Genomic DNA, 21,244 nt, shown 5'->3' with positions numbered 1-21,244 from the left:
CCGGCCCCCTGTTGGAGCGGGGTTGACCTCCGGGCTTTCGCCTTTTCGGCCTTTCCGACTTTAGCAGATCCGCTCCTTGCCGTTTCCCTTTCGGATTACGGTTCGGCGGAATTGCTTTCCGGCGGATGGTTCTTCGCGCCTTTCGGCGTGGCCGCTACTTTAGCGACTTTCCTGTGCGGCTCATAATCGGGCCGACGGGATCGGATTTTGGCAATGCCAAAGGCGACCCGTTAGGGAAGTGCACGTAGTGGTTGGTTGTGCCGTTCGGTGGTCTGCGCAAAGGGCGCTGACCTGCTCCAGCGGCTTGGGCTACGTTAGGCGTTCGGCCCTCGAGAGTCAAGTAGCACGGGGCGCTCACGGGGCTGACGTGGTGCGGCGGCGCGGGGTGTGCGGGCGGTACTGGCTGACGGTGCGGTCGCCGGCGATCCAGTAGCGCCAGGGGTGGTCGGCGCCGTCGCCGCCGACGCCCACGCGGGGGCCGTTGCGGACCTCGGCGGGGGCGGCTGGGGTGCCGTACAGAACGGAGAGCGGGGCGGTGGGGTCGCCGCCGTGGCAGACGTCGGTGCCGTCCAGGGTGCGGTCGATGTCGAGGGCGGTGGCCAGGCGGGCCGGGCCCTTGGCCAGCTCGTGGGCGTTGCGGGCCTTGGGGCGGCGGCGGGCGGCGAGGGGGGCGCCGGTGATGATCTCGCCGGCGCGCAGCAGGATGCCGCTCGCCTTGTCCTCGGGGCCGCAGACCAGGTTGACGCTGAACCACATGCCGTAGATGAAGTAGACGTACGCATGGCCGGGCGGGCCGAACATCGAGGCGTTGCGGGCGGTGCGGCCGCGGTAGGCGTGGGAGCCGGGGTCGGTCTCGCCGTCGTAGGCCTCGACCTCGGTCAGGCGGAGCTCGATGGGGCCGTCGGGGGTGTGGCGTACCAGGGTGCGGCCGAGCAGATCGGGGGCGACGTCCAGAACGGGGCGGTCGAAGAAGTCGCGGGAGAGCGGCATACGTTCCGGTACGTCGGTCATGCGCACCGAGCGTAGTGCAGGCAGGGGGCGGGCGACTGGCCGCCGGGGCGTCGGGGTTGGGAAGGTGTGGCCCGTAGAGATCGCGCCGGGGCGGACGAGGGTCCGCAGCCCGGTGCGTGTGCACTGAGCACAGGCGTTGCGCCTGGGGAGGACGAGCATGGGGTTCAAGAAGCTGCTGGCGAGCTTGGGGGCCGGGGGCGCCAAGGTGGAGACGGTCCTCTTCGAGGAGAACGTCGTGCCGGGCGGGGTCGCGCAGGGCGAGGTGCGGATGCAGGGCGGGTCCGTGGCGCAGGAAATCCAGGGGCTGTCCGTGGGGCTTCAGGCGGTGGTCGAGGTGGAGACCAGCGACGGGGAGCGCAGGGAGAACATCGAGTTCACCAAGCTCCGGGTCGGTGGCGCGTTCCAGGTGCAGCCGGAGGCCGTGCACACGGTGCCGTTCGGGCTGGAGATTCCGTGGGAGACGCCGATCACGTCCTTCCTCGGGACGCATCTGAAGGGGATGAGCGTCGGGGTGTCGACGGAGCTGGCGATTGCGCGGGCGGTGGACTCCAGTGATCTCGACCCGGTGAGCGTGCATCCGCTGCCGGCGCAGCAGGCGATTCTGGATGCGTTCGGCCGGCTCGGTTTCCGGTTCAAGAGCGCCGATCTGGAGAAGGGGCGCATCCGGGGAACGCGGCAGAAGCTGCCGTTCTACCAGGAGATCGAGTTCCACGCGCCGCAGCAGTACCGCGGGCTGAACCAGGTCGAGCTGTCGTTCGTCGCCGATGAGCGGGAGATGGACGTGGTGCTGGAGATGGACAAGAAGCCGGGGCTGTTCACGGGCGGGTCGGATTCGTACCGGCAGTTCACGATGGATCTCGACGACTACGAGTCGACCGACTGGGCCGGTTACCTCAACCAGTGGCTGGCGGAGGTCGGCGGTAAGCGGAACTGGCTCTAACCTGGCCGGACAGAGTGTCAGCAAGCGACCAGGAGGTTCGAGTGTCCGAGCTGAAGCGGCGGCCGCTCCCGCACGATTTCCATCCGCCGGTACCGGAGTTCGCGGTGTCGAGCGAAGAGGTGGAGCCGGGCGGGACGCTGCGGCCTGAGCAGGTCTTCGCCCAGGGGAACCGTTCGCCGCAGCTGCGGTGGGAGGGGGCGCCGGCGGGGACCGGGAGCTACGCCGTCACCTGCTACGACCCGGACGCGCCGACGGGCAGTGGGTTCTGGCACTGGGTGCTGTTCGATATTCCGGCGTCGGTGACGGAGCTGCCGGCCGGGGCCGGGAGCGGTGACATGAAGGGGCTGCCCGAGGGCGCCGTTCATGTGCGTAACGACTACGGGACGCGGGACTTCGGGGGCGCGGCGCCGCCGCCCGGGGACGGTCCGCACCGCTATGTGTTCACGGTGTACGCGGTGGACCAGGAGAAGCTCGGGCCGGATGCGGAGGTCTCGCCCGCGGTGGTGGGGTTCAATCTGCGGTTCCACGCGATCGGGCGGGCCCAGCTGATCGCCGAGTACGAGGTGCCGGCGCAGGGCTGAACCCGCGCGGGGCCCGTGGTGACGTGGCCCGTAATTCCGTTGCGCCCCGGCGCTTCCCGCACGCACAGTGGTGGCTGGTCGGCGACCTGAAAGGGCCGTCGGGCGGCCGGTACCGCAGTGGCGGGAGCGGCGGGGCGCAGGTGTGTCGCCCCTCCTCCCCCAAGCTCTTGAGGAGCAGGGGGACCCCCATCCGGAGTCCGCCGTTGGGCGGGCGTCCTCGTCGGCTGCCGTGCGCTCCGGGTCCCGTGTGTGTCACGGGGGCGGGATCCGGAGCGTTTTTCCTCTGCGGTCCGCCCGGTGTCGGTCCGGGTGTGGGGATGGGGTTCGAATACAGGGTATTGGTCCCGGTTTCTGCCCCGTTGTCGCCTTGTCGCCCCCCTCCTACGGCTCGTTCGGGGTGCCGTCGGATCACCTCTTCTTCATCTTCTCCTCGCCTTCCATTTCCCTTGTGGCGTACGGAAATTGCGTTGTTCGGGGAATACCTGCCACTGCACAGTGGAGCAACTTCGCCGCGGGGGCGGAGCGGGTCCGGAAGGTGGGCGGGATGCGCGAGACGCTGGTGCTCAATGCGAGCTTCGAGCCGCTGTCGACGGTGTCGCTGCGACGTGCGGTGGTGCTGGTGATGCAGGACAAGGCCGTGGTCGAGAATGCGCACCCTGGGCTGCGGATCCGTGCCGCTTCGGTGGATGTGCCGGTGCCGCGGGTGATCAGGCTCAGCAGATACGTACGGGTGCCGTTTCGAAGACGTGCGTCCTGGTCGCGGCGGGGGGTGCTGGTGCGTGACCAGCACCGGTGCGCGTACTGCGGGCGGCGGGCGACGACCGTCGATCATGTGGTGCCGCGGGCGCAGGGGGGCGAGGACACCTGGCTGAATACCGTCGCCTCGTGTGCGGAGGACAATCACCGCAAAGCGGACCGTACGCCGGAGCAGGCGGGGATGCGGCTGCTGCGGAAGCCGTTCGAGCCGACGCCGGCGGATGCGATGCTCTCGGCGCTGGGGGTGTCCGTACGGGAGGAGCTGCCGGACTGGCTGCGGGCGCTGCCGGCGTAACGAGCCCGGGCCATCGCCCAACTTGCCTCATTTGAGGAGGAGTTGGGCGATGGCTGCGAGTCCCACGAGGACGATGACCGCGCGCAGGGCGATGGGCGGCAGGCGGCGGCCGACGGTGGCGCCTATCTGGCCGCCGAGGGCGGAGCCGACGGCGATCAGCAGGACGGCGGTCCAGTCGAAGCGGGCGACGAAGAGGAAGAAGACCGCCGCGATGCCGTTGACGAGCGCGGCGAGGACGTTCTTGAGGGCGTTGAGGCGCTGGAGGTCGTCGGTGAGCAGCAGGCCCATCAGGGAGAGGTAGATGACGCCCTGGGCTGCGCCGAAGTAGCCACCGTAGACGCTGGCGAGCATCAGGCCGAGGAGCAGCAGGGGGCCGCCGTCGCGGGGCGCGGTGGTGTTGTTGCGGGCGCGCCGGGCGCGGAGGGCGGCGGCGAGCTTCGGCTGGAGCACCACGAGGACCAGGGCGACGGCGATCAGTATCGGGATGACCGTGTCGAACGCGGTGGAGGGCAGCGCCAGCAGGAGAATCGCGCCGCCCAGGCCGCCGATGAGGCCGGCGGCGCCGAAGCGGAGGATGCGGGTGCGCTGGCCGCTCAGTTCGCGGCGGTAGCCGAAAGCGCCGCTGAGGGAACCGGGCACCAGGCCGAGCGTGTTGGAGACGTTCGCCGTGACCGGCGGCAGGCCGAAGGCCAGCAGTACCGGGAAGGTGAGGAGGGTGCCGGAGCCAACGATGGTGTTGATGGTGCCGGCGCCGATTCCCGCGGCGAAGACTGCGACGCATTCCCAGAGGGACATGCCATCTCCTCACATGCTCAGTGGTCGCCTCCCCGCCATCAAGGTCGAGGGGCCACCATTGATCATGCATCAGGGGCGCCCGGGTGTCAGTCGATCGGGGGGGTTTCCCGGTTCGGGGTGCTGGGCTTGGGGATGGAGCCGCCGCCGGTGGGCGGGGCGAAGTTGCCGAGGGCGCCGCCGAGGCCCTTGAGTGCGTCGCCGATCTCGCTGGGCACGATCCAGAGCTTGTTGGCGTCGCCCTCGGCGATCTTCGGGAGCATCTGGAGGTACTGGTAGGAGAGCAGCTTCTGGTCGGGGTCGCCGGCGTGGATGGATTCGAAGACCACCCGGATCGCCTGGGCCTCGCCCTCGGCGCGCAGGGCGGCGGCCTTGGCCTCACCCTCGGCGCGCAGGATGGAGGACTGCTTCTCGCCTTCGGCCGTCAGGATCTGGGACTGCCGGACACCTTCGGCCTGGAGGATGGCGGCGCGCTTGTCACGGTCGGCGCGCATCTGCTTCTCCATCGAGTCCTGGATGGAGGTCGGCGGCTCGATGGCCTTGAGTTCGACGCGGTTGACGCGGATGCCCCACTTGCCGGTGGCCTCGTCGAGGACGCCGCGCAGTGCCGCGTTGATCTCCTCGCGGGAGGTCAGGGTCCGCTCCAGGTCCATGCCGCCGATGATGTTGCGGAGTGTGGTGACGGTGAGCTGCTCGATGGCCTGGATGTAGCTGGCGACTTCGTAGGTCGCGGCGCGGGCGTCGGTGACCTGGTAGTAGATGACGGTGTCGATGTTCACGACCAGGTTGTCCTGGGTGATCACCGGCTGCGGGGGGAACGGCACGACCTGTTCGCGCAGGTCGATGCGGTTGCGGATGGAGTCGATGAACGGGACGACGATGTTCAGTCCGGCGTTGAGGGTGCGGGTGTAGCGGCCGAAGCGTTCGACGATGGCGGCGCTGGCCTGGGGGATGACCTGGATCGTCTTGATGAGTGCGAGGAACACGAGCACCACCAGGATGATCAGGACGATGGCGATATCCACAGCGGCTCCCGTGCCCTTCGTAGCTGGTCCGTGCCGGCCGCTCACCGGCGTGACGGTCAATCGGTCGTGCGGTCGTGCGTCGTTGCCGTTGATCAGTCTTTCAGAGACGTGGTGCGTCGTGCAGTGCGTTCCGGTCAGATGACGACGGCGGTGGCGCCTTCGATCTCGACGACATCGACTTTCTGGCCGACTTCGTAGGTCTGGTCGTCGTCGAGGGCGCGGGCGGACCAGACTTCGCCGGCGAGTTTGATGCGGCCGCCGTCGGTGCCGTCGATGCGTTCGAGGACGGTGGCGGTCTTGCCCTTGAGGGCGTCGATGCCGGAGGCGAGTTGGGGGCTGCCGCGGTGGCGGTTGGCGATGGGGCGTACGACGGCGATCAGCGCAACCGATACGGCAGCGAAGACGAGGAACTGCGCGACGGTGCCGCCACGGAGCGCGGCGGTGACGGCACCGGCGACGGCGCCGACCGCGAGCATCCCGAATTCGGGCATCGCGGTCACGACGAGAGGAATGCCCAGTCCTACGGCGGCGATCAGCCACCACACCCATGGATCCACGGGTTCATGGTAGGTCCGCGATGCGGCCCGGGACAGGGCGCGACCGGGTCGCGCGGGATCACGCGAGGGGCAGTCCCTGGGCGGTCCAGCGGCCGCCGTTCTGCTCGACGACGAGGGGGAGGCCGAAGCAGTGGGAGAGGTTGCTGGAGGTCAGTTCGAGGTCGAGGGGACCGGCCGCGAGCACCTTGCCCTGACGGATCATCAGGACGTGGGTGAAGCCCGGGGGGATCTCCTCGACGTGGTGGGTGACCATGATCATCGAGGGGGCGTACGGGTCGCGGGCGAGGCGGCCCAGACGGCGGACGAGGTCCTCGCGGCCGCCGAGGTCGAGGCCGGCGGCGGGCTCGTCCAGGAGGAGGAGCTCGGGGTCGGTCATCATGGCGCGGGCGATCAGGGTGCGCTTGCGCTCGCCCTCGGAGAGGGTGCCGAACTTCCGGTCGAGGTAGTCGTTCATGCCGAGGCGGTCGAGGAAGGCGCGGGCGCGCTGTTCGTCGACGTCCTCGTAGCTCTCCTGCCAGTGTGCAGTCATGCCGTACGCGGCGGTGAGCACGGTCTCCAGCACGGTCTGGCTGCGCGGCAGCTTGTCGGCGAGGGCGATACCGGCGATGCCGATGCGCGGGCGGAGGTCGAAGACGTCGACCCGGCCGAGCTTCTCACCGAGGACGGTGGCGCTGCCGGTGGACGGGAAGAGGTAGCTGGAGGCCACGTTCAGGAGGGTGGTCTTGCCGGCGCCGTTGGGGCCGAGGATCACCCAGCGCTCCCCCTCCTTCACCGACCAGGAGACCTGCTCCACCAGAGCCCGTCCTTCGCGGACCACGGATACGTCCACCAGCTCCAGCACATCGCTCATGAGCGCGTTGTCTCCCATTGCTCTCGGTCGTCTCGTGCGCCTGTGGGCGCCTCCCCCCAGCAAACCTACGCCACTCGTTGTCGGTGCCGTTCCCTAGGCTGGGGGCCATGCTCGATGAACCTCGTTCAGGACGGCTGGCGTCGTGGGGAAATGCCCTGTTGGCCGGACTTGTCTCACCTGATGAAGCCGCGCACCGTATCGCGGACGACGACACGGTGCACCGCGTCGTGGACCTGCCCGGCGAGGAGGCGCCGGTCGGGCTGACGCTCGCGCTGGGGCGGCTGCGGCGGCTGGGGGCGGTGGGTCTGCGGGTGGCGCTGCCGGTGCCGGGGCATCCGCTGGGGCTGAGCGGACCGCCGGAATTCAATGCGCGGGCGCTGGAGGCCGAGGAGGCGGTGCTGGCCGTCGGGGCCGGGCTGGGCCTGGTGCCGGAGGCGTACGAGGCGGGGCCGGAGGGCGGCTCGGGGCCCGATGTGCATATCGAGGTGGTCTGGCGCTGCCTGCCCGCGCGGGAGGCGCCGCCGGCCGATGTGCCCTCGCTCGGCGAGGCGGAGCGGGAGCTGGCGGAGGCGCTGCGGGAGGCGACCGAGGTGCTCTCGAAGCTGGATGTGGCCGGGGCCGGGCCGGTGGCGCAGGCGGCGCTGGAGGCGTACCGGGCGCGGGCGGAGGCCGGCCGGAAGGTGCTTGCGCCGGGCTATCCGCCGCGTGCGGTACGGGTGCTGGAGCTGGCGCAGCGGGTGGGTGCCCTGATCGACATCGCGCAGCAGGCGGGCGGTGAGCACGGCGGGGCGGTGAGTTCCTCGGAGATCGCGGCGCGTGCCGAGGCGCTGCGGCCGGTGGAGCGGACGGCCCGGCGGGCGCAGGTGGCGGCGTACAACTCCGCGGTGGAGGAGCGGCAGGGGTGAACGGCGACGGCCCCGCCGGACCGCGGTGCGGTCGGCGGGGCCGTCGGGAAGGAGCCTGCGCGGTCCGGGGGTCGGGGCCGGGCCGGGCGGCTCAGTAGTTCAGGGAGCCGTTGCCGAAGGCGGAGTTCAGCACGCCGACGACGTTGATGCTGTTGCCGGTGACGTTCACGGGCACGTCCACCGGGGCCTGGACGACGTTGCCGGAGAGGACGCCGGGAGAGTGGACGGCCTTGCCGCAGGCCTGCGCCCCGTCGGCGAACGCGGTGCCGGCGGCGGCACCGGCGGCGAGACCGGCGGTGGCGAGGACGAGGGCGGCCTTCTTGGCGGTGTTCATGAGATCGAGTTCCTCACTTGGCGGCTCGGGGCCGCGATGACAGGGCTGCGTGGAGGGGACCGGCCGCGCGCCCAGGAGTCCGCGCGGCCGGTCCGGCGTGACGGCGCGGACCGTGGCGTCGCGCGGTCACCGGGGTCGTACCGGCAGGGCTGCGATCAGAAGTTGATGCAGTGGTTGCCGAAGACCGGGTTGAGGGCACCGACGATGGTGGCGGTGTTGCCGCAGGCGTTCACGGGGACGTGGACCGGAGCCTGGACGAGGTTGCCGGAGAGGACACCGGGGGACCCCACCGCGGTGCCCAGAGCCTGCGGGCTGTGGGCGGAGGCGACGCCGGCACCCGCGGCGGCGAGGCCGCCCGCCACCATCGTGATGGCCGCAACTCGCTTGATGTTCTTCACTTCTCTTGCTCCTCGTTGCCGATGCCGCGACCAGCCGCCGCGACTGCACTGGACAACGCCCGGCCCCGGAGAGGGATACGCCGAATGGGCTACCGCTACACGACAGTATGAATCTCGGATCGGAAGACGACGTTCCGCTTCCGTCGTGGCGGGGCACCGCGGTAGAGGGGCGCCCCGCGCCGTCAGTCCCCCATGCCGTGGCGGACCGCCCAGAGCGCGGCCTGCGTCCGGTCGGCGAGATCGAGCTTCATCAGGATGTTGGACACATGGGTTTTCACGGTCTTTTCCGACAGCACGAGTGCACGGGCGATCTCGCGGTTGGAGCGTCCGTCCGCGATCAGGGCGAGCACCTCGCGCTCCCGTTCGGTCAGTGAAGTGCCGCGTCCCTGGCCGTTGTTGCCCTCCTCCTGGGAGAGCAGCGCGCCGGCCACCTCGGCCTGGAGCAGGACGTGTCCGGCGTCCACCGAGCGAATGGCGGCGGCCAGCGCCTCGGGGTCGATGTCCTTGTAGACATAGCCCGCCGCGCCGGCCCGCAGGGCGGGGACGACGGTGCGCTGTTCGGTGAAGCTGGTGACGATCAGCACCCGTGCCGGGTTGTCCAGTCCCCGCAGGGTGCGCAGCGCCTCGATGCCGTCCGTGCCGGGCATCTTGACGTCCATCAGGACCACGTCCGGGCGCAGCTGTTCGGCGGCCGCGACGCCCTCGGAGCCGTCGGATGCCTCCCCCACCACCTCGATGTCGTCCTGGACCTCCAGGAACGTGCGCAGTCCCCGCCGTACGACCTGGTGATCGTCCACCAGCAGCACGCGGATCGAGCGGGTGTCAGCCACCGGGTACCTCCATCTCCACAGCGGTGCCCCGGCCGGGCTCCGACGTCACGGTGAGCTTGCCGCCGACGCCGCCGGCGCGGTCCCTCATCGATACGAGGCCCAGGTGCCGGCCCGCCCGGCGGACCAGTCCGGTGTCGAAGCCGCGGCCGTTGTCGGCGATGCGCAGCAGGGCGCCCAGGCCGTTGCGGGTGAGGGTCACCTCGACCTGGCCGGCGCCCGAGTGCCGCAGCGCATTGTGCAGCGCTTCCTGGGCGACCCGCAGCAACGCCTCCTCCTGGGAGGCCGGGAGGGCGCGGACGCCGTGGGAACAGAAAGTGACGCGGGCGGTGTGGGCGCGGTCGAGGACCTGCACCTGGGAGCGCAGGGTGGCGACCAGGCCGTCCTCGTCCAGGGCGGCCGGGCGCAGCTCGACGACGGCGGCGCGCAGTTCGTCGGCGGCCTCCGCGGCCAGCGCGGTGACCTGGTGGAGCTCGTCCTTGGCGCGGGCCGGGTCGCGGTCGACCAGGGCGGTGGCGGCCTGGGCGGTCAGCCGGAGGGAGAAGAGCTTCTGGGAGACGGCATCGTGCAGTTCGTGCGCGAGCCGGGCGCGCTCCCCCGCGATGGTCAGCTCGCGGCTGCGCTCGTAGAGGCGGGCGTTGGTCAGGGCGATGGCGGCGTGCTGGGCGAGTATGCCCAGGAGGTGCTCGTCGTCCTCGGTGAAGCCGCAGCGGCCGTCTTCTTTGGGGCAGCGCTTGTTGGCCAGGAAGAGGGCGCCGAGGATGTCGTCGCCGTCGGCGACCGGGAGGCCCAGGAAGTCGGACATGTCCGGGTGGGCGGCGGGCCAGCCGCCGAAGCGCGGGTCCTCGCGGACGTCGGCCAGGCGCTCGGGGGTCGCGTTGTGCAGCATCGCGGCGAGGATGCCGTGCTGGCGCGGCAGCGGGCCGATGGCCTTCCACTGCTCGGCGCTGACGCCGTCCACCACGAACTGGGCGAAGCCGCCGTGGTCGTCGGGCACGCCGAGGGCGGCGTACTCGGCGTCCAGCAGTTCGCGGGCCGAGGCGACGATCGTCTTGAGGACGTCGCGCACCTCCAGATGCCTGCTCATGGCCAGGATCGCGGTGCTGACCGCGGGGATCCCGGCTCCCCGACCGTTGCTCATGCCAAGACCTCGCTGCGCTCGGCCCCGCATCCGCGAGGCGCGCACCTCTTCCTGATTCTCCGCCGGCCTCCGGCCGGGGGGACCCCCACGCTGCGCTCGCTCATGGGCTCACCGTACCGGCGGGTCGGCCGGCCCGTATCGGTCCGGCGGCGGCCGCCCGCTACGACCCGCGGCCTAGGTCGAATGCCCCGCTCAGGGCCCGTCCAGGGGCCGACGTCCCGCGCGCGCCCGCGTTCCTAGGTTGGGGGCGAGGGCCGGGAAACGGACTGCCCGGCCCGGACAGGGGACGTGATCATGCCGGTGGCGGTCATGACGGGGGCGTCGAAGGGGCCGGGCCCGGCGCCGGCCCTGGATGCCGTGCGGCTGCTGGTGAGCCGGGGCGGGGCCGCGCCCGCGCACCATGCGTTCGGGGAGCTGCCGGGGCTGCTGGCGCCGGGGGACGTCCTGGTGGTGAACACCTCGCGGACGCTGCCGGCGGCGGTGGACGGCCGGACGGGGGACGGGCGGGGGCGCGGTGAGCCGGTGGTGGTGCATTTCTCGACGCGGGCGGACCGGTGGCATCCGGGGGGCCGGGAGGTGGCCGGGTGCTGGGCGGTGGAGCTGCGCACCCCGGACGGGCGGGGCGGCACCCGGCCGCGGGCGGGCGGCCCCGAAGGCAGGGTGGTGCGGCTGCCGGGCGGGGCGCGGCTGACGCTCCGGGCGCCGGTGGATCCCGGGGGCGTACGGCTGTGGTGGGGGCGGGTGACGGGCGCCACAGCGATGCAGGTGATGCACCACCACGGGCGGCCGATCCGGTACGGGCCCCCGGATCAGGAGCAGCCACCGGCGGCGTACCAGTCGGTGTTCGCGGAGGACTCCCCCGGCGCCGGCAGTGCGGAGCTGCCCGGTGCGGCCCGGCCGTTCACGGCGGGGCTGGTGGCGCGGCTGGTGGGTGCGGGGGTGCGGTTCGCGCCGCTCTCGCTGCACACGGGGGTGGCGTCGGCGGAGGCGTTCGAGCCTCCGTATGCGGAGCGGTTCGCGGTGCCGGCGGCGACGGCACGGCTGGTGAACGCGGCGCGGGCGCGGCGGCGGGCGGCTCCGCGTGCCCCGGGCGGGCGCGTGGTGGCCGTGGGGACGACGGCCGTACGGGCCCTGGAGTCGGCGGCCGGGCCGGACGGGCGGGTGCGGGCGGCGTCCGGGTGGACGGATCTGGTGGTGACCCCGAAGCGGGGGGTGCGGGCGGTGGACGGCCTGCTCACCGGGCTGCACGAGCCGACGGCCTCGCCGGCCCTGATGCTGGCGGCGGTGGCGGAGCCGGACGCGCTGGAGCGGGCGTATGCGGCCGCCGTGGCGCGGCGCTATCGGTGGCGGGAGTGCGGCGACCTGCATCTGGTGCTGCCGGGGTGAGTCCCGGAAAGAGCCTTTGCCGTGATTCCGGCCGGGTATCCGGCACCGGAATGCGGAGTGCCCGATTTGACCGGAAAAGAAATGAATTAAGCCTTCGCGCACGTCTGCTCGATACCGGCTGTGCTTTTGCAATTACGGCTGGCGAGATAAACCCTTCACCACTGTGACGCCGGGCACAGGACGCATATCACTTACGAGCCGGGTTAGTGGGCTGACATCTCCCCTCTGAGCAGGGAGTTCGTTACCTAGGACGTAATTCTGGGTCCCCGGGTTCCACTATCCCGGGTCGTACGTCACACCTTTGCCGGGTCAATTTTCGGCCGCTAAGAATGGCTCCCGTCGCAAGGCGCCGTGAGGGGAACGGCGTAATCCGCCGCTCATGGTCCCTGCGACGTTCCCCATCGGAGAGGTCAACCCAGCCATGCCTAAGCACGCCATTCCTGGATTCACCCGCTTCACCCGGACCCACAAGCTGTCGGCCGCCGGTGTCGCCGCGGCCGGCGCCGCCGCGCTGGTCTTCGCGCTCGTCCCGGGTGCCGACGCCGGCCAGGGCGCAAGCCAGGCCTCTGCCGCTGAGAACATCAACCTCAAGCCGGTCGCCTTCAGCGAGGTCGCCAGCGCGGTCAAGAGCCAGCAGGCCACGGTCGCCAAGCAGGCCACCGACACCGCCGCCCAGGCCAAGGCCGAGGCCGCCGCGAAGAAGGCCGCCGCCGTCAAGGCCGCCAAGGCCAAGGCCGCCGCCGAGGCGAAGGCGAAGGCCGAGCGGGCGCGCAAGGCCAAGCTGGCCGCCAGCCGCTCCGCCGCCCGTCCCGCCGCGCCCAAGCCGGCCAAGCCGGCCAAGAAGATCTACCCGAACAACCTGGACGGCTGGATCCGCGAGTCGCTGAACGTCATGGCCGCGCACCACATCCCCGGCTCGTACAACGGCATCTACCGCAACCTGATGCGCGAGTCGTCCGGCAACCCGATGGCGATCAACCTCTGGGACGTCAACGCCCAGAACGGCATCCCCTCCAAGGGGCTGCTCCAGGTCATCGACCCGACCTTCAAGACCTACCACGTGTCCGGTACCTCGTGGAACATCTACGACCCGGTCGCCAACATCACCGCCGCCTGCAACTACGCGGCCGCCAAGTACGGCTCGATGGACAACGTGAACTCGGCCTACTGAGCCGCGCTGCCATACGCATACCGCCGAGGGGCGGCACCCGGTGCACGGGTGCCGCCCCTCGGCGTACTGGCTGATGCGGCCGCTACTTGCGCATGACCTCCGGCTCGTGGCGGCGCAGCAGGCGGGCGACGACGAAGGCGAGCGAGACGCCCAGGGCGATCAGGATGATCATGTCCATCACATAGACGCCGGTCTGGTGCTTCCACAGCGGGTCGGGGTTGCCCGGCTCCCACGGCAGCAGCGTGTTCATATCGGCGGTCGCGCCCATGGCGGAGACCGCCCAGCGCGACGGCATCAGCCAGGCGACCTGCGCGACGCCCGGGGTGTCGAAGAGCTGGAAGAGCACGCCGGTGAAGACGACCTGGACGATGGCGAACATGACCAACAGCGGCATGGTCTTCTCGGCCGTCTTGACCAGCGCGGAGATGACCAGGCCGAACATCATCGAGGTGAAGCCCAGCGCGATGATCGCCAGCGTCATCTCGATCGCCGGTTTCGCGGGCACGATCAGGCCCTCGGACGGCATGTTCCGGGTCGAGAAGCCGATCACCGCGATGATCACGCCCTGGATGGCGGTGACCACGCCGAGGACGATCACCTTGGACATCAGATACGCCGACCGCGACAGGCCGGTGGCCCGTTCGCGCTCGTAGATGACCCGCTCCTTGATCAGCTCTCGGACGGAGTTGGCCGCGCCGGAGAAGCACATGCCGACCGCGAGGATCAGCATGATCGTGCTGGCGTCGCGGTTCGGCCGGAAGCCGCCCGGTTTCGTCGGCCCGTATCCCAGCCCGTAGTCGCTGGGGATCAGCATCGAGACGACGCCGAGCACCGCGGGCAGGATCACCATCAGCGCCAGGAAGCCGCGGTCGGAGGCGAGCACCGAGACATAGCGCCGCATCAGGGTCCACAGCTGCGAGCCCCAGCTCTGGGACTTCTGCATCCTGGCCGGCGGGGCCTGGACGTTGACCGACTGCGGGGCGACGGCGTCGATGTCGGCGGCGTACATCTGGTAGTGCGGGGAGCCGCGCCAGCGGCCCATCCAGTCGTAGTCGCGGTAGTTCTCGAAGGCCGAGAAGACATCCGCCCAGGTGTCGTACTGGAAGAAGTTCAGCGCCTCCTCGGGCGGGCCGAAGTAGGCCACGCCGCCGCCCGGGGCCATCACCAGCAGCTTGTCGCAGATACCGAGCTCGGCGACCGAGTGGGTGACGACCAGGACGGTACGGCCGTCATCCGCGAGGCCGCGCAGCAGCTGCATCACATCGCGGTCCATGCCCGGGTCGAGACCGGAGGTCGGCTCGTCCAGGAAGATCAGCGACGGTTTGGTCAGCAGCTCCAGGGCCACCGAGACGCGCTTGCGCTGGCCACCGGAGAGCGAGGTGACCTTCTTCTCCCGGTGCACATGCAGCTTGAGCTCGTGCAGGACCTCGTCGATCCGGGCCTCGCGCTCCGCCTCGGCGGTGTCACCGGGGAAGCGGAGCTTGGCGGCGTAGCGCAGCGCCTTTTGGACGGTCAGTTCCTTGTGCAGGATGTCGTCCTGCGGGACCAGGCCGATGCGCTGGCGCAGCGCCGCGAACTCCTTGTAGAGGTTCCGGTTGTCGTAGAGGACGTCGCCCTGGTTGGCGGGGCGGTAGCCGGTCAGCGCCTTGAGCAGCGTCGACTTGCCGGAGCCGGACGGGCCGATGACGGCGATCAGCGACTTCTCCGGGACGCCGAAGGAGACGTCCTTGAGGATCTGCTTGCCGCCTTCGACGGTGACGGTCAGATGGCGGGCGGAGAAGGAGACCTCGCCGGTGTCGACGAACTCCTCCAGGCGGTCGCCGACCAGCCGGAAGGTGGAGTGGCCGACGCCGACGATGTCGTTCGGGCCGACCGGGGCCTTGCCGGACTTGGGGACCGGCTGGCCGTTGACGTACGTACCGTTGTGGCTGCCGAGGTCATGGATCTCGAAGCGGCCGTCGGGGGTGGCCCGGAACTCGGCGTGGTGGCGGGAGACCTGGAGGTCGGAGACGACCAGTTCGTTCTCCAGCGCACGGCCGATGCGCATCACCCGGCCCGTGTCCAGGCGGTGGAAGGTGGTCGGGCTGCGGTCGCCCTGGGCCTGCGCCGGGCCGCCCGCGTTCTGGGCGGGGGGCTGCTGGGGGCCGGGCTGCTGCGGCTGCCCGCCCTGCTGCGGCGGGATGTACGGCGGCTGCTGCTGAGCCTGCGGCGGCCCTTGCCAGCCCTGCTGGGCGGGGGGCTGCTGCACCGGTGCCTGGTGCGCGGGCGGCTGCTGCACGGGCGGGGCCTGCCAGCCCTGCTGCTGCGGCGCCGCGGCCTGCTGCGCGCCGACGGCGCCCGCGGCCGGCGCGCCGGCCGCCGCGAGGCTGATCCGCGGACCGGTGGTCGCATTGCCCAGGTGGACGACCGAGCCGGGGCCGATCTCCACCTGGTGGATGCGCTGGCCCTGCACATAGGTGCCGTTGGTGCTGCCCTGGTCTTCGATGATCCAGCCCTGGCCGGCCCACCGTACGGTGGCGTGCCGCCAGGAGACCCGGGCGTCGTCGAGCACCATGTCGCCCTGCGGATCGCGGCCCACGTTGTAGGACCGGGACGGATCGAGGGTCCAGGTCCTTCCGTTCAATTCGAGTACGAGTTCAGGCACTCCAGCCCCATTGCGTAGTCCCCCGAGCGACACCCTGGATGGGAAGTCAGGGATGGCGATTCATCATGAGGAACTATTTCAGGCTCGGCCCTCCGACCGGAAACCGGGAGGCGAGCGGGGCGCATCGGCGCTCCGGGCGGACCCGGCAATGCCTCGCCGAGGGACGGAATGGCCCCGGGGTGCCCGGGGATCGGCGGATTGCGGGGGTTGTGGGCGGCTCTGGGTACGGGCTCCGGGTCGCACATCGGGCGAAATGGCCGTATCAAACGGCGAGTTGGGCCGGTGGTCCGCCCTTACGTGCCGGGCGGACGGGCCGGGGCGGACACGAGTCGATAACGATCAACGCCGTCCGCCGGGCGCGGGTGCGGCGGGGGGAGCGGGCCGCGGCAGTCGGGCGGATCCGCGGTCCGAGGCACGGACACCTGTACGGCCGGGCCCGTCCGGCGGTTACGGTAAGGGCACCATGAGCGCATCGCAGATCCCGCCTGCCACCGCCGTACCGGGCGACGACGCCCCGACCCTCCTCGTGAAGATCTTCGGGAAGGACCGGCCGGGCATCACCGCCGGTCTCTTCGACACCCTCGCCGCCTACTCCGTCGATGTCGTGGACATCGAACAGGTGGTGACCCGTGGCCGCATCACCCTGTGCGCCCTGGTCACCGCCCCCGCACCGGCCCAGGGCGCCACCGGCTCGTCCGAGGGCGACCTGCGGGCCACCGTGCACAGCTGGGCGGAGTCGCTGCACCTCCAGGCGGAGATCATCTCCGGCCGGGGCGACAACCGTCCGCGCGGTGAGGGCCGCTCGCACGTGACCGTGCTGGGGCATCCGCTGACCGCGGAGTCGACGGCCTGTATCGCCGCCGCCATAACGTCCACGGGCGGCAATATCGACCGTATCTTCCGGCTCGCGAAGTATCCGGTGACCGCGGTCGAGTTCGCGGTGTCGGGTGCCGCGACCGATACGCTGCGGTCCGTCCTGGCCCTGGAGGCCGCGCGGCTCGGGGTCGATGTCGCGGTGGTCGCTGCGGGGCTCCAGCGCCGGGCGCAGCGGCTGGTGGTGATGGATGTGGACTCCACGCTCATCCAGGACGAGGTCATCGAGCTGTTTGCGGCGCACGCCGGATGCGAGGCCGAGGTCGCCGAGGTGACCGCCGCGGCGATGCGCGGGGAGCTGGACTTCGAGCAGTCGCTGCACGCCCGGGTCGCGCTGCTGGCCGGGCTGGACGCGTCCGTGGTGGAGACCGTGCGCAAGGAGGTGCGGCTCACCCCCGGGGCGCGCACCCTGGTGCGGACCCTCAAGCGGCTCGGCTATCAGGTCGGCGTGGTGTCGGGCGGGTTCACCCAGGTCACCGATGCGCTCAAGGAGGAGCTGGGGCTGGACTTCGCGGCCGCCAACACCCTGGAGGTCGCGGACGGCCGGTTCACCGGCCGGGTGACCGGCGACATCGTGGACCGGGCCGGGAAGGCGCGGCTGCTGCGCAGCTTCGCGCAGCAGGCCGGGGTGCCGCTGGACCAGACGGTGGCGATCGGCGACGGCGCCAATGACCTGGACATGCTCAACACCGCGGGTCTCGGGGTGGCCTTCAATGCCAAGCCGGTCGTACGGGAGGCGGCGCACACCGCGGTGAACGTGCCGTTCCTGGACACCGTCCTGTATCTGCTGGGTGTCACCCGCGAAGAGGTCGAGGCCGCGGATATGCACCTGGAGTGAGCGGTCCGTACGGCAGGGGGCCCCGGCGCGCGCTGCGCCGGGGCCCCCTGCCGTACCGGCGCCTTCGCCGCGGCGCCCTACGGCTCAGCCCTGCGGGGTCCAGTACGCGACGAGCCGGCCGACGCCGTGCTCGACCGACTTCCACGACCCGGTGAAGGTGACCACGGCGACGGCGGCCGTAGGGAAGCCGCTGCGGTTCATCCGCGGCAGCAGATCGCCGTCCGCCTCGCCCGACAGCGCATCGGCGAGGGCGTGCACACCCGGGTTGTGGGCGACCAGCATCAGGTCGTCGACGTCGTCGGACGTCTCGTTCAGGAGCGCGATGAGCTCGCCGAGGGAGGCCTCGTACAGCCGCTCCTCGTAGACGGTCTTGGGCCGCTGCGGGAACTCATGGACGGCGAGCTTCCAGGTCTCACGGGTGCGGGCGGCGGTCGAGCAGAGGGTCAGATCGGGGGTGATCCCGCTGTGGGCCAGCCAGCGGCCGGCGGCCGGGGCGTCCCGGCGGCCGCGGTCGGCGAGCGGGCGCTCATGGTCGCTTTCCTGCGTCCATTCGGCCTTTGCGTGTCGGAGGAGGACGATCCGGCGGGGTGTATCGACGCTCATGCGTCCAAGCTTCGCATGAAAGGCAGCCCGGGGCGCGGGGTGTTGGGGGAGGCTCCGCCCCGGCGGGTGACGGCCGTCAGGCCACCCCCACCAGCCGCGCGAGGATGCCCAGCAGCGCCGCGGGAGCGCTGCGGAAGGCGTCGGCCGCGCTCGCCGGGGACGGGCTCGATATCAGCGCGAGCAGGGCGACGAAGGAGAGCACCGGCAGGGCCGGCGCCCACCACGGCAGCCGTCTGCGCAGCCCCGGAGCCTCGGCGGCGGAACGGCTGCGCAACGCGGTGGACATGGAGATCGCCTCCGGGGCGGATCGAAGGGCCGCGCGGCCGCGGGGTGCGGCGCGCCCACCGCGCCGGGCGGTGTACTTCGACGCTACGGATCCGCGGCGGCCGCGCCTATCCGGGAAAACCCCGACTCAACCCTGAGACGCACCCCTCAGGGATCCGGGACCCGTCCACCCTCCGGGGTCCGGGACCCGGCCGTCACGGTGCGGCGATACTCGCGATGATCGCGACGACGACGGTCACGCCGAGCATGAGGCCCAGCACGAGGAGCAGCTTCTTCTGGCTGTTCTGCGGGTTCGGTTCGAGCACTGGCATGCGCCCAGTGTGGCATTCACCTCTCGTCCTCGATGCGGCGGTCCCGGCCGGCCAGCACGCCCACCGCCATCTGCGGCACCAGCAGCCCCGCCATCAACGCGATCGGCAGACCCCAGCCGCCGCTGTGCTGGTAGAGCGTGCCGACGAGCAGCGGTCCGGGGAGGGAGATCAGATAGCCGACGGACTGCACGAAGGCCGAGAGTTCGGCCACCCCCGCCGAGCTGGACGCCCGCATCCCGATCATGGTCAGGGCCAGTGGGAAGGAGCAGTTGGAGATGCCCATCAGCAGCGCCCAGGCCCAGGCTCCGGCGGCCGGGGCCAGCCACAGTCCGGCGTAGCCGGCGATGCCGCAGGCGGCGAGGCCCACCGCGAGCGGCCCCTGGTGCCGCATCCGGGAGGCCACCCGCGGCAGGACGAAGGAGAGCGGCACGCCCATCGCCATCGTCACGGCCAGCAGCACGCCCGCGGTGGCCGCCGAGACCCCGGCGTCGCGGAAGATCTGCGGCATCCAGCCCATCGTGACGTAGGCGGCGGTGGCCTGGAGGCCGAAGAAGACGGCGAGCGCCCAGGCGGTCGGCGACGAGGTGATCCGTACGGGGGCTTCTCCGGCGGCCGCGGCACCGGGAGCGGCACCGGTAGCGCCCGCCGAGCGCCGCCGGACGACCGCGAGCCAGGGCAGTACGGCGACGGCGGCGAGCAGCGCCCACACCGCCAGCCCGGTCTGCCAGCCGCCGCCCAGCGCGGAGGTCAGGGGAACGGTGGCCGCGGCGGCCAGCGACGTCCCCAGGGCCAGCGCCATGGAGTACAGCCCGGTCATCGGGCCGACCCGGTCGGGGAAGTGGCTCTTGATCACGACCGGCATCAGGACATTGCCGACCGCGATACCGGCCAGGGCCAGCGCGCTGGCGGCCAGAAAGCCCGCGGTGCCCCCGGCGAACGGCCGCAGCGCGACGCCGACGGCGATCGCCACCATCCCGCCGCAGACGATGGCGCCGGGCCCGAACCGCCTGGCCAGCCGGGGTGCGGCGATACCGAAGACGGCAAAGCACAGGGACGGTACGGACGTCAGCAGACCGGCCACCGTGCCGCTCATCCCGAGGCCGTCGCGAACCTCCTCCAGGAGCGCGCCGAGGCTGGTGATGGCGGGGCGGAGGTTGAGCGCGGCGAGGACGATCCCGGCGATCACGATCCGGCGAAGCCAGCGCGTTCCCCCGCCACCGGGCCGGGCCGTGCCGGAGGCGTTGCCGCTGGTGTCGTTGCCGGTGTCGTCGCTGGTGTCGAGGGGGTGCGGGGCCGTGGCGGGCCCGGCGGGCGGGCCGGGGGGCGCGAGGTCTTCGTCGGGCATGGACGCCATCATAGAATCATGGGATGAATACTTGTCCAGCCGATTGCCCGCCCGAGAGGGCCGCGGTGACGGATAGCCTCTGCCGTCGCACCCGACGCCGCGGACCCGGCCGGCCCGCACGCGTGCGCACCGTCCGTCCGCCCCACCCCTCCGGAGCACCGTCATGCCCCTGACCTCGCCCCGCCGGTCCGCCCTGGCCGACCAGGTGATCGCGCAGCTGCGCGCCCAGATCACATCCGGCGAGTGGCCGGTGGGCGCCCGTATCCCGACCGAGCCGGAGCTCGTCGAGGAACTCGGGGTGGCCCGCAACACCGTCCGCGAGGCCGTACGGGCGCTGGCCCACAACGGCCTGCTCGACATCCGGCAGGGCTCGGGCACCTACGTCGTGGCCACCAGCGAACTGGCCGGGGTGATGAACCGCCGCTTCGCGGACGCCGACCCCCGGCACGTCGCCGAACTGCGCAGCGCCCTGGAGGCGGAGGCCGCCCGGCTCGCCGCGCAGCGCCGTACGGAAGGGGATCTGCGGCAGCTCGACGCCCTCCTGGAGCGTCGCGAGGCGGCCTGGGAGTCCGGGGCGGCCGATGCGTTCGTGGAGGCCGATGCGACCTTGCACATGGCCGTGGTGGCCGCTTCCCACAACGAGGTCCTCGCCGGGATCTACGCCGACCTCGGGGGCGTGCTGCGCGACTTCCTGCGGGCCGATGTCGGCGAGGTGCTCCGCCCCGAGGCGCATATGGACCACGCCCGCCTGGTGGCTGCCATCCGCGGGGGCGACGCCGCCCTGGCCGCCTCCGAGGCGGGCGCCCACTCCTTCGGCTGCCGGTTCCCGGCCCTCAAGCCCACCTGAGCACGGGCCGCCGCGGCGCGGACCGCCTCACTCCGCCTCCTGGCTGACCCATGCCTCGGCGATCTCCTGCCAGCAGTGGCCGGTCAGCGTGATCTGCTGGGCGGGGCCGTCCGGGGCGGCGCGGGTGTCCACGTCCGGGTCGTACCAGCGGCGGCATTCGATGTGGAGCCGGATCCGGCTGAGGTTCCCGTTGGGGTTGAAGCAGCGGGCGGTGGCGGTGCTGCCCGCAACGGCGGTACGGCACTGGGCGCGCGGGATGTCCTGCGGATCGTCGGCGGCCGGTGGGGGCACGGCCCGTGCGGCCGATGCGGTGGCGCCCAGGAGGGCGGCCAGGGCGAGCGTGAGGGCTGCCGTACGGCGGCGGGATGCGGGCACGCCGAAGCCTCCTCCCCGTACTGCACGATGCGCCGGGTACTGCACGATGCGCTTGCGCCGGCGGTGCCGGGCGCCTCGTCCAAGTGTGGGGCGGGGGCCGCCGCTTCTCGACTCGAAAACGCGTTCTGCCCGCCCCGGCGGACCGGGACGGGCA

At 71.6% G+C, this 21,244-nt stretch carries 24 protein-coding genes; 9 read left to right on the top strand and 15 right to left on the bottom strand.

Features of this window, described 5'->3' with window-relative positions; genetic code table 11:
• A partial coding sequence (locus tag SNA_RS43505; protein ID WP_206742959.1) for a hypothetical protein occupies positions 1-186 on the top strand: 186 nt, incomplete at its 5' end.
• A gap of 168 nt (positions 187-354) precedes the next feature.
• Here the strand turns inward: SNA_RS43505 and SNA_RS10970 are convergent.
• Complete coding sequence (locus tag SNA_RS10970) at positions 355-1,011, bottom strand: DNA-3-methyladenine glycosylase (protein ID WP_030064343.1); 657 nt, start codon at positions 1,009-1,011, stop codon at positions 355-357.
• 157 nt (positions 1,012-1,168) lie between these two features.
• Here SNA_RS10970 and SNA_RS10965 point away from each other — a divergent pair, with 157 nt between their 5' ends.
• The 3 genes from SNA_RS10965 to SNA_RS10955 all read left to right on the top strand — a co-directional run bounded on the left by SNA_RS10965 (position 1,169) and on the right by SNA_RS10955 (position 3,583).
• Complete coding sequence (locus tag SNA_RS10965; RefSeq protein ID WP_030064344.1) at positions 1,169-1,951, top strand: sporulation protein; 783 nt, start codon at positions 1,169-1,171, stop codon at positions 1,949-1,951.
• 41 nt (positions 1,952-1,992) lie between these two features.
• Positions 1,993-2,532, top strand: coding sequence for a YbhB/YbcL family Raf kinase inhibitor-like protein (locus SNA_RS10960; RefSeq protein ID WP_030064345.1), 540 nt, complete (start codon positions 1,993-1,995; stop codon positions 2,530-2,532).
• A gap of 544 nt (positions 2,533-3,076) precedes the next feature.
• Positions 3,077-3,583 carry an HNH endonuclease gene (locus tag SNA_RS10955; protein WP_044364562.1) on the top strand — a complete coding sequence of 169 codons (507 nt, stop codon included), beginning with the start codon at positions 3,077-3,079 and terminating at the stop codon, positions 3,581-3,583.
• Positions 3,584-3,610: 27 nt separating this feature from the next.
• On the opposite strand, the gene SNA_RS10950 is transcribed toward SNA_RS10955, so the two are convergent.
• The 4 genes from SNA_RS10950 to SNA_RS10935 form a co-directional block, all read right to left on the bottom strand.
• Positions 3,611-4,378, bottom strand: a complete 768-nt coding sequence (locus tag SNA_RS10950) for a sulfite exporter TauE/SafE family protein (protein WP_044364560.1) — start codon at positions 4,376-4,378, stop codon at positions 3,611-3,613.
• Between the two features lie 86 nt (positions 4,379-4,464).
• Positions 4,465-5,400, bottom strand: a complete 936-nt coding sequence (locus tag SNA_RS10945; protein ID WP_030064348.1) for an SPFH domain-containing protein — start codon at positions 5,398-5,400, stop codon at positions 4,465-4,467.
• 134 nt (positions 5,401-5,534) lie between these two features.
• On the bottom strand, positions 5,535-5,945 hold the full coding sequence (locus tag SNA_RS10940; protein WP_030064349.1) for an NfeD family protein: 411 nt from the start codon (positions 5,943-5,945) through the stop codon (positions 5,535-5,537).
• 70 nt (positions 5,946-6,015) lie between these two features.
• Positions 6,016-6,825 carry an ABC transporter ATP-binding protein gene (locus SNA_RS10935; RefSeq protein ID WP_030064350.1) on the bottom strand — a complete coding sequence of 270 codons (810 nt, stop codon included), beginning with the start codon at positions 6,823-6,825 and terminating at the stop codon, positions 6,016-6,018.
• Between the two features lie 89 nt (positions 6,826-6,914).
• Here SNA_RS10935 and SNA_RS10930 point away from each other — a divergent pair, with 89 nt between their 5' ends.
• The gene (locus SNA_RS10930) at positions 6,915-7,712 is read left to right on the top strand and encodes a hypothetical protein (RefSeq protein ID WP_030064351.1); all 798 of its coding nucleotides are present in this window, start codon (positions 6,915-6,917) and stop codon (positions 7,710-7,712) included.
• A gap of 91 nt (positions 7,713-7,803) precedes the next feature.
• On the opposite strand, the gene SNA_RS10925 is transcribed toward SNA_RS10930, so the two are convergent.
• The 4 genes from SNA_RS10925 to SNA_RS10910 all read right to left on the bottom strand — a co-directional run bounded on the left by SNA_RS10925 (position 7,804) and on the right by SNA_RS10910 (position 10,412).
• On the bottom strand, positions 7,804-8,046 hold the full coding sequence (locus SNA_RS10925; protein WP_030064352.1) for a chaplin: 243 nt from the start codon (positions 8,044-8,046) through the stop codon (positions 7,804-7,806).
• Between the two features lie 155 nt (positions 8,047-8,201).
• Entirely contained in the window at positions 8,202-8,444 is a 243-nt protein-coding gene (locus SNA_RS10920; protein WP_030064353.1) for a chaplin, read from the bottom strand.
• 182 nt (positions 8,445-8,626) lie between these two features.
• The gene (locus tag SNA_RS10915) at positions 8,627-9,274 is read right to left on the bottom strand and encodes a response regulator (protein WP_030064354.1); all 648 of its coding nucleotides are present in this window, start codon (positions 9,272-9,274) and stop codon (positions 8,627-8,629) included.
• The gene (locus SNA_RS10910) at positions 9,267-10,412 is read right to left on the bottom strand and encodes a GAF domain-containing sensor histidine kinase (RefSeq protein WP_030064355.1); all 1,146 of its coding nucleotides are present in this window, start codon (positions 10,410-10,412) and stop codon (positions 9,267-9,269) included. Before SNA_RS10910 ends, SNA_RS10915 begins: the two co-directional genes overlap by 8 nt.
• Positions 10,413-10,706: 294 nt before the next feature.
• On the opposite strand from SNA_RS10910, the gene SNA_RS10905 reads away from it, so the two are divergent.
• Both SNA_RS10905 and SNA_RS10900 read left to right on the top strand, forming a co-directional pair.
• On the top strand, positions 10,707-11,798 hold the full coding sequence (locus SNA_RS10905; protein WP_044364575.1) for an S-adenosylmethionine:tRNA ribosyltransferase-isomerase: 1,092 nt from the start codon (positions 10,707-10,709) through the stop codon (positions 11,796-11,798).
• A 421-nt stretch (positions 11,799-12,219) separates the two neighbouring features.
• On the top strand, positions 12,220-12,969 hold the full coding sequence (locus SNA_RS10900) for a transglycosylase SLT domain-containing protein (RefSeq protein WP_030064357.1): 750 nt from the start codon (positions 12,220-12,222) through the stop codon (positions 12,967-12,969).
• Positions 12,970-13,051: 82 nt separating this feature from the next.
• Here the strand turns inward: SNA_RS10900 and SNA_RS10895 are convergent, their stop codons facing one another.
• Positions 13,052-15,613, bottom strand: coding sequence for an ABC transporter ATP-binding protein/permease (locus SNA_RS10895; RefSeq protein ID WP_078969822.1), 2,562 nt, complete (start codon positions 15,611-15,613; stop codon positions 13,052-13,054).
• Positions 15,614-16,076: 463 nt separating this feature from the next.
• On the opposite strand from SNA_RS10895, the gene serB reads away from it, so the two are divergent.
• The gene (gene serB, locus SNA_RS10890; RefSeq protein ID WP_030064358.1) at positions 16,077-17,324 is read left to right on the top strand and encodes a phosphoserine phosphatase SerB; all 1,248 of its coding nucleotides are present in this window, start codon (positions 16,077-16,079) and stop codon (positions 17,322-17,324) included.
• An 84-nt stretch (positions 17,325-17,408) separates the two neighbouring features.
• Here serB and SNA_RS10885 read toward each other — a convergent pair whose 3' ends face one another.
• The 4 genes from SNA_RS10885 to SNA_RS10875 all read right to left on the bottom strand — a co-directional run bounded on the left by SNA_RS10885 (position 17,409) and on the right by SNA_RS10875 (position 19,868).
• Positions 17,409-17,927, bottom strand: coding sequence for a SixA phosphatase family protein (locus tag SNA_RS10885; RefSeq protein ID WP_030064359.1), 519 nt, complete (start codon positions 17,925-17,927; stop codon positions 17,409-17,411).
• A gap of 76 nt (positions 17,928-18,003) precedes the next feature.
• Positions 18,004-18,213 (bottom strand): hypothetical protein, encoded by a 210-nt coding sequence (locus SNA_RS10880; protein WP_030064360.1) that lies wholly within the window; start codon positions 18,211-18,213, stop codon positions 18,004-18,006.
• 193 nt (positions 18,214-18,406) lie between these two features.
• Positions 18,407-18,523 carry an SGM_5486 family transporter-associated protein gene (locus tag SNA_RS44690; RefSeq protein WP_275041996.1) on the bottom strand — a complete coding sequence of 39 codons (117 nt, stop codon included), beginning with the start codon at positions 18,521-18,523 and terminating at the stop codon, positions 18,407-18,409.
• A gap of 16 nt (positions 18,524-18,539) precedes the next feature.
• Positions 18,540-19,868 (bottom strand): CynX/NimT family MFS transporter, encoded by a 1,329-nt coding sequence (locus SNA_RS10875; RefSeq protein WP_078969827.1) that lies wholly within the window; start codon positions 19,866-19,868, stop codon positions 18,540-18,542.
• A gap of 163 nt (positions 19,869-20,031) precedes the next feature.
• Between SNA_RS10875 and SNA_RS10870 the strand changes: the two genes are divergently transcribed.
• Positions 20,032-20,715, top strand: coding sequence for a FadR/GntR family transcriptional regulator (locus tag SNA_RS10870; protein ID WP_044364553.1), 684 nt, complete (start codon positions 20,032-20,034; stop codon positions 20,713-20,715).
• A gap of 27 nt (positions 20,716-20,742) precedes the next feature.
• On the opposite strand, the gene SNA_RS10865 is transcribed toward SNA_RS10870, so the two are convergent.
• Complete coding sequence (locus SNA_RS10865) at positions 20,743-21,090, bottom strand: hypothetical protein (protein ID WP_044364551.1); 348 nt, start codon at positions 21,088-21,090, stop codon at positions 20,743-20,745.
• Between the last annotated feature and the right edge of the window lie 154 nt (positions 21,091-21,244).

Source organism: Streptomyces natalensis ATCC 27448, assembly GCF_000935125.1.
Taxonomy (GTDB): domain Bacteria; phylum Actinomycetota; class Actinomycetes; order Streptomycetales; family Streptomycetaceae; genus Streptomyces; species Streptomyces natalensis.
This window is presented reverse-complemented; position numbering and strand designations above follow the sequence as displayed.

Bases quoted from the DNA above. Each gene is read 5' to 3' on its own strand.
- SNA_RS10970 (WP_030064343.1), bottom strand. From the start codon at position 1,011: ATGACCGACGTACCGGAACGTATGCCGCTCTCCCGCGACTTCTTCGAC.
- SNA_RS10965 (WP_030064344.1), top strand. From the start codon at position 1,169: ATGGGGTTCAAGAAGCTGCTGGCGAGCTTGGGGGCCGGGGGCGCCAAG.
- SNA_RS10955 (WP_044364562.1), top strand. From the start codon at position 3,077: ATGCGCGAGACGCTGGTGCTCAATGCGAGCTTCGAGCCGCTGTCGACG.
- SNA_RS10950 (WP_044364560.1), bottom strand. From the start codon at position 4,378: ATGTCCCTCTGGGAATGCGTCGCAGTCTTCGCCGCGGGAATCGGCGCC.
- SNA_RS10935 (WP_030064350.1), bottom strand. From the start codon at position 6,825: ATGGGAGACAACGCGCTCATGAGCGATGTGCTGGAGCTGGTGGACGTA.
- SNA_RS10930 (WP_030064351.1), top strand. From the start codon at position 6,915: ATGCTCGATGAACCTCGTTCAGGACGGCTGGCGTCGTGGGGAAATGCC.
- SNA_RS10925 (WP_030064352.1), bottom strand. From the start codon at position 8,046: ATGAACACCGCCAAGAAGGCCGCCCTCGTCCTCGCCACCGCCGGTCTC.
- SNA_RS10910 (WP_030064355.1), bottom strand. From the start codon at position 10,412: ATGAGCAACGGTCGGGGAGCCGGGATCCCCGCGGTCAGCACCGCGATC.
- SNA_RS10905 (WP_044364575.1), top strand. From the start codon at position 10,707: ATGCCGGTGGCGGTCATGACGGGGGCGTCGAAGGGGCCGGGCCCGGCG.
- SNA_RS10900 (WP_030064357.1), top strand. From the start codon at position 12,220: ATGCCTAAGCACGCCATTCCTGGATTCACCCGCTTCACCCGGACCCAC.
- serB (WP_030064358.1), top strand. From the start codon at position 16,077: ATGAGCGCATCGCAGATCCCGCCTGCCACCGCCGTACCGGGCGACGAC.
- SNA_RS10885 (WP_030064359.1), bottom strand. From the start codon at position 17,927: ATGAGCGTCGATACACCCCGCCGGATCGTCCTCCTCCGACACGCAAAG.
- SNA_RS10880 (WP_030064360.1), bottom strand. From the start codon at position 18,213: ATGTCCACCGCGTTGCGCAGCCGTTCCGCCGCCGAGGCTCCGGGGCTG.
- SNA_RS44690 (WP_275041996.1), bottom strand. From the start codon at position 18,523: ATGCCAGTGCTCGAACCGAACCCGCAGAACAGCCAGAAGAAGCTGCTC.
- SNA_RS10875 (WP_078969827.1), bottom strand. From the start codon at position 19,868: ATGCCCGACGAAGACCTCGCGCCCCCCGGCCCGCCCGCCGGGCCCGCC.
- SNA_RS10870 (WP_044364553.1), top strand. From the start codon at position 20,032: ATGCCCCTGACCTCGCCCCGCCGGTCCGCCCTGGCCGACCAGGTGATC.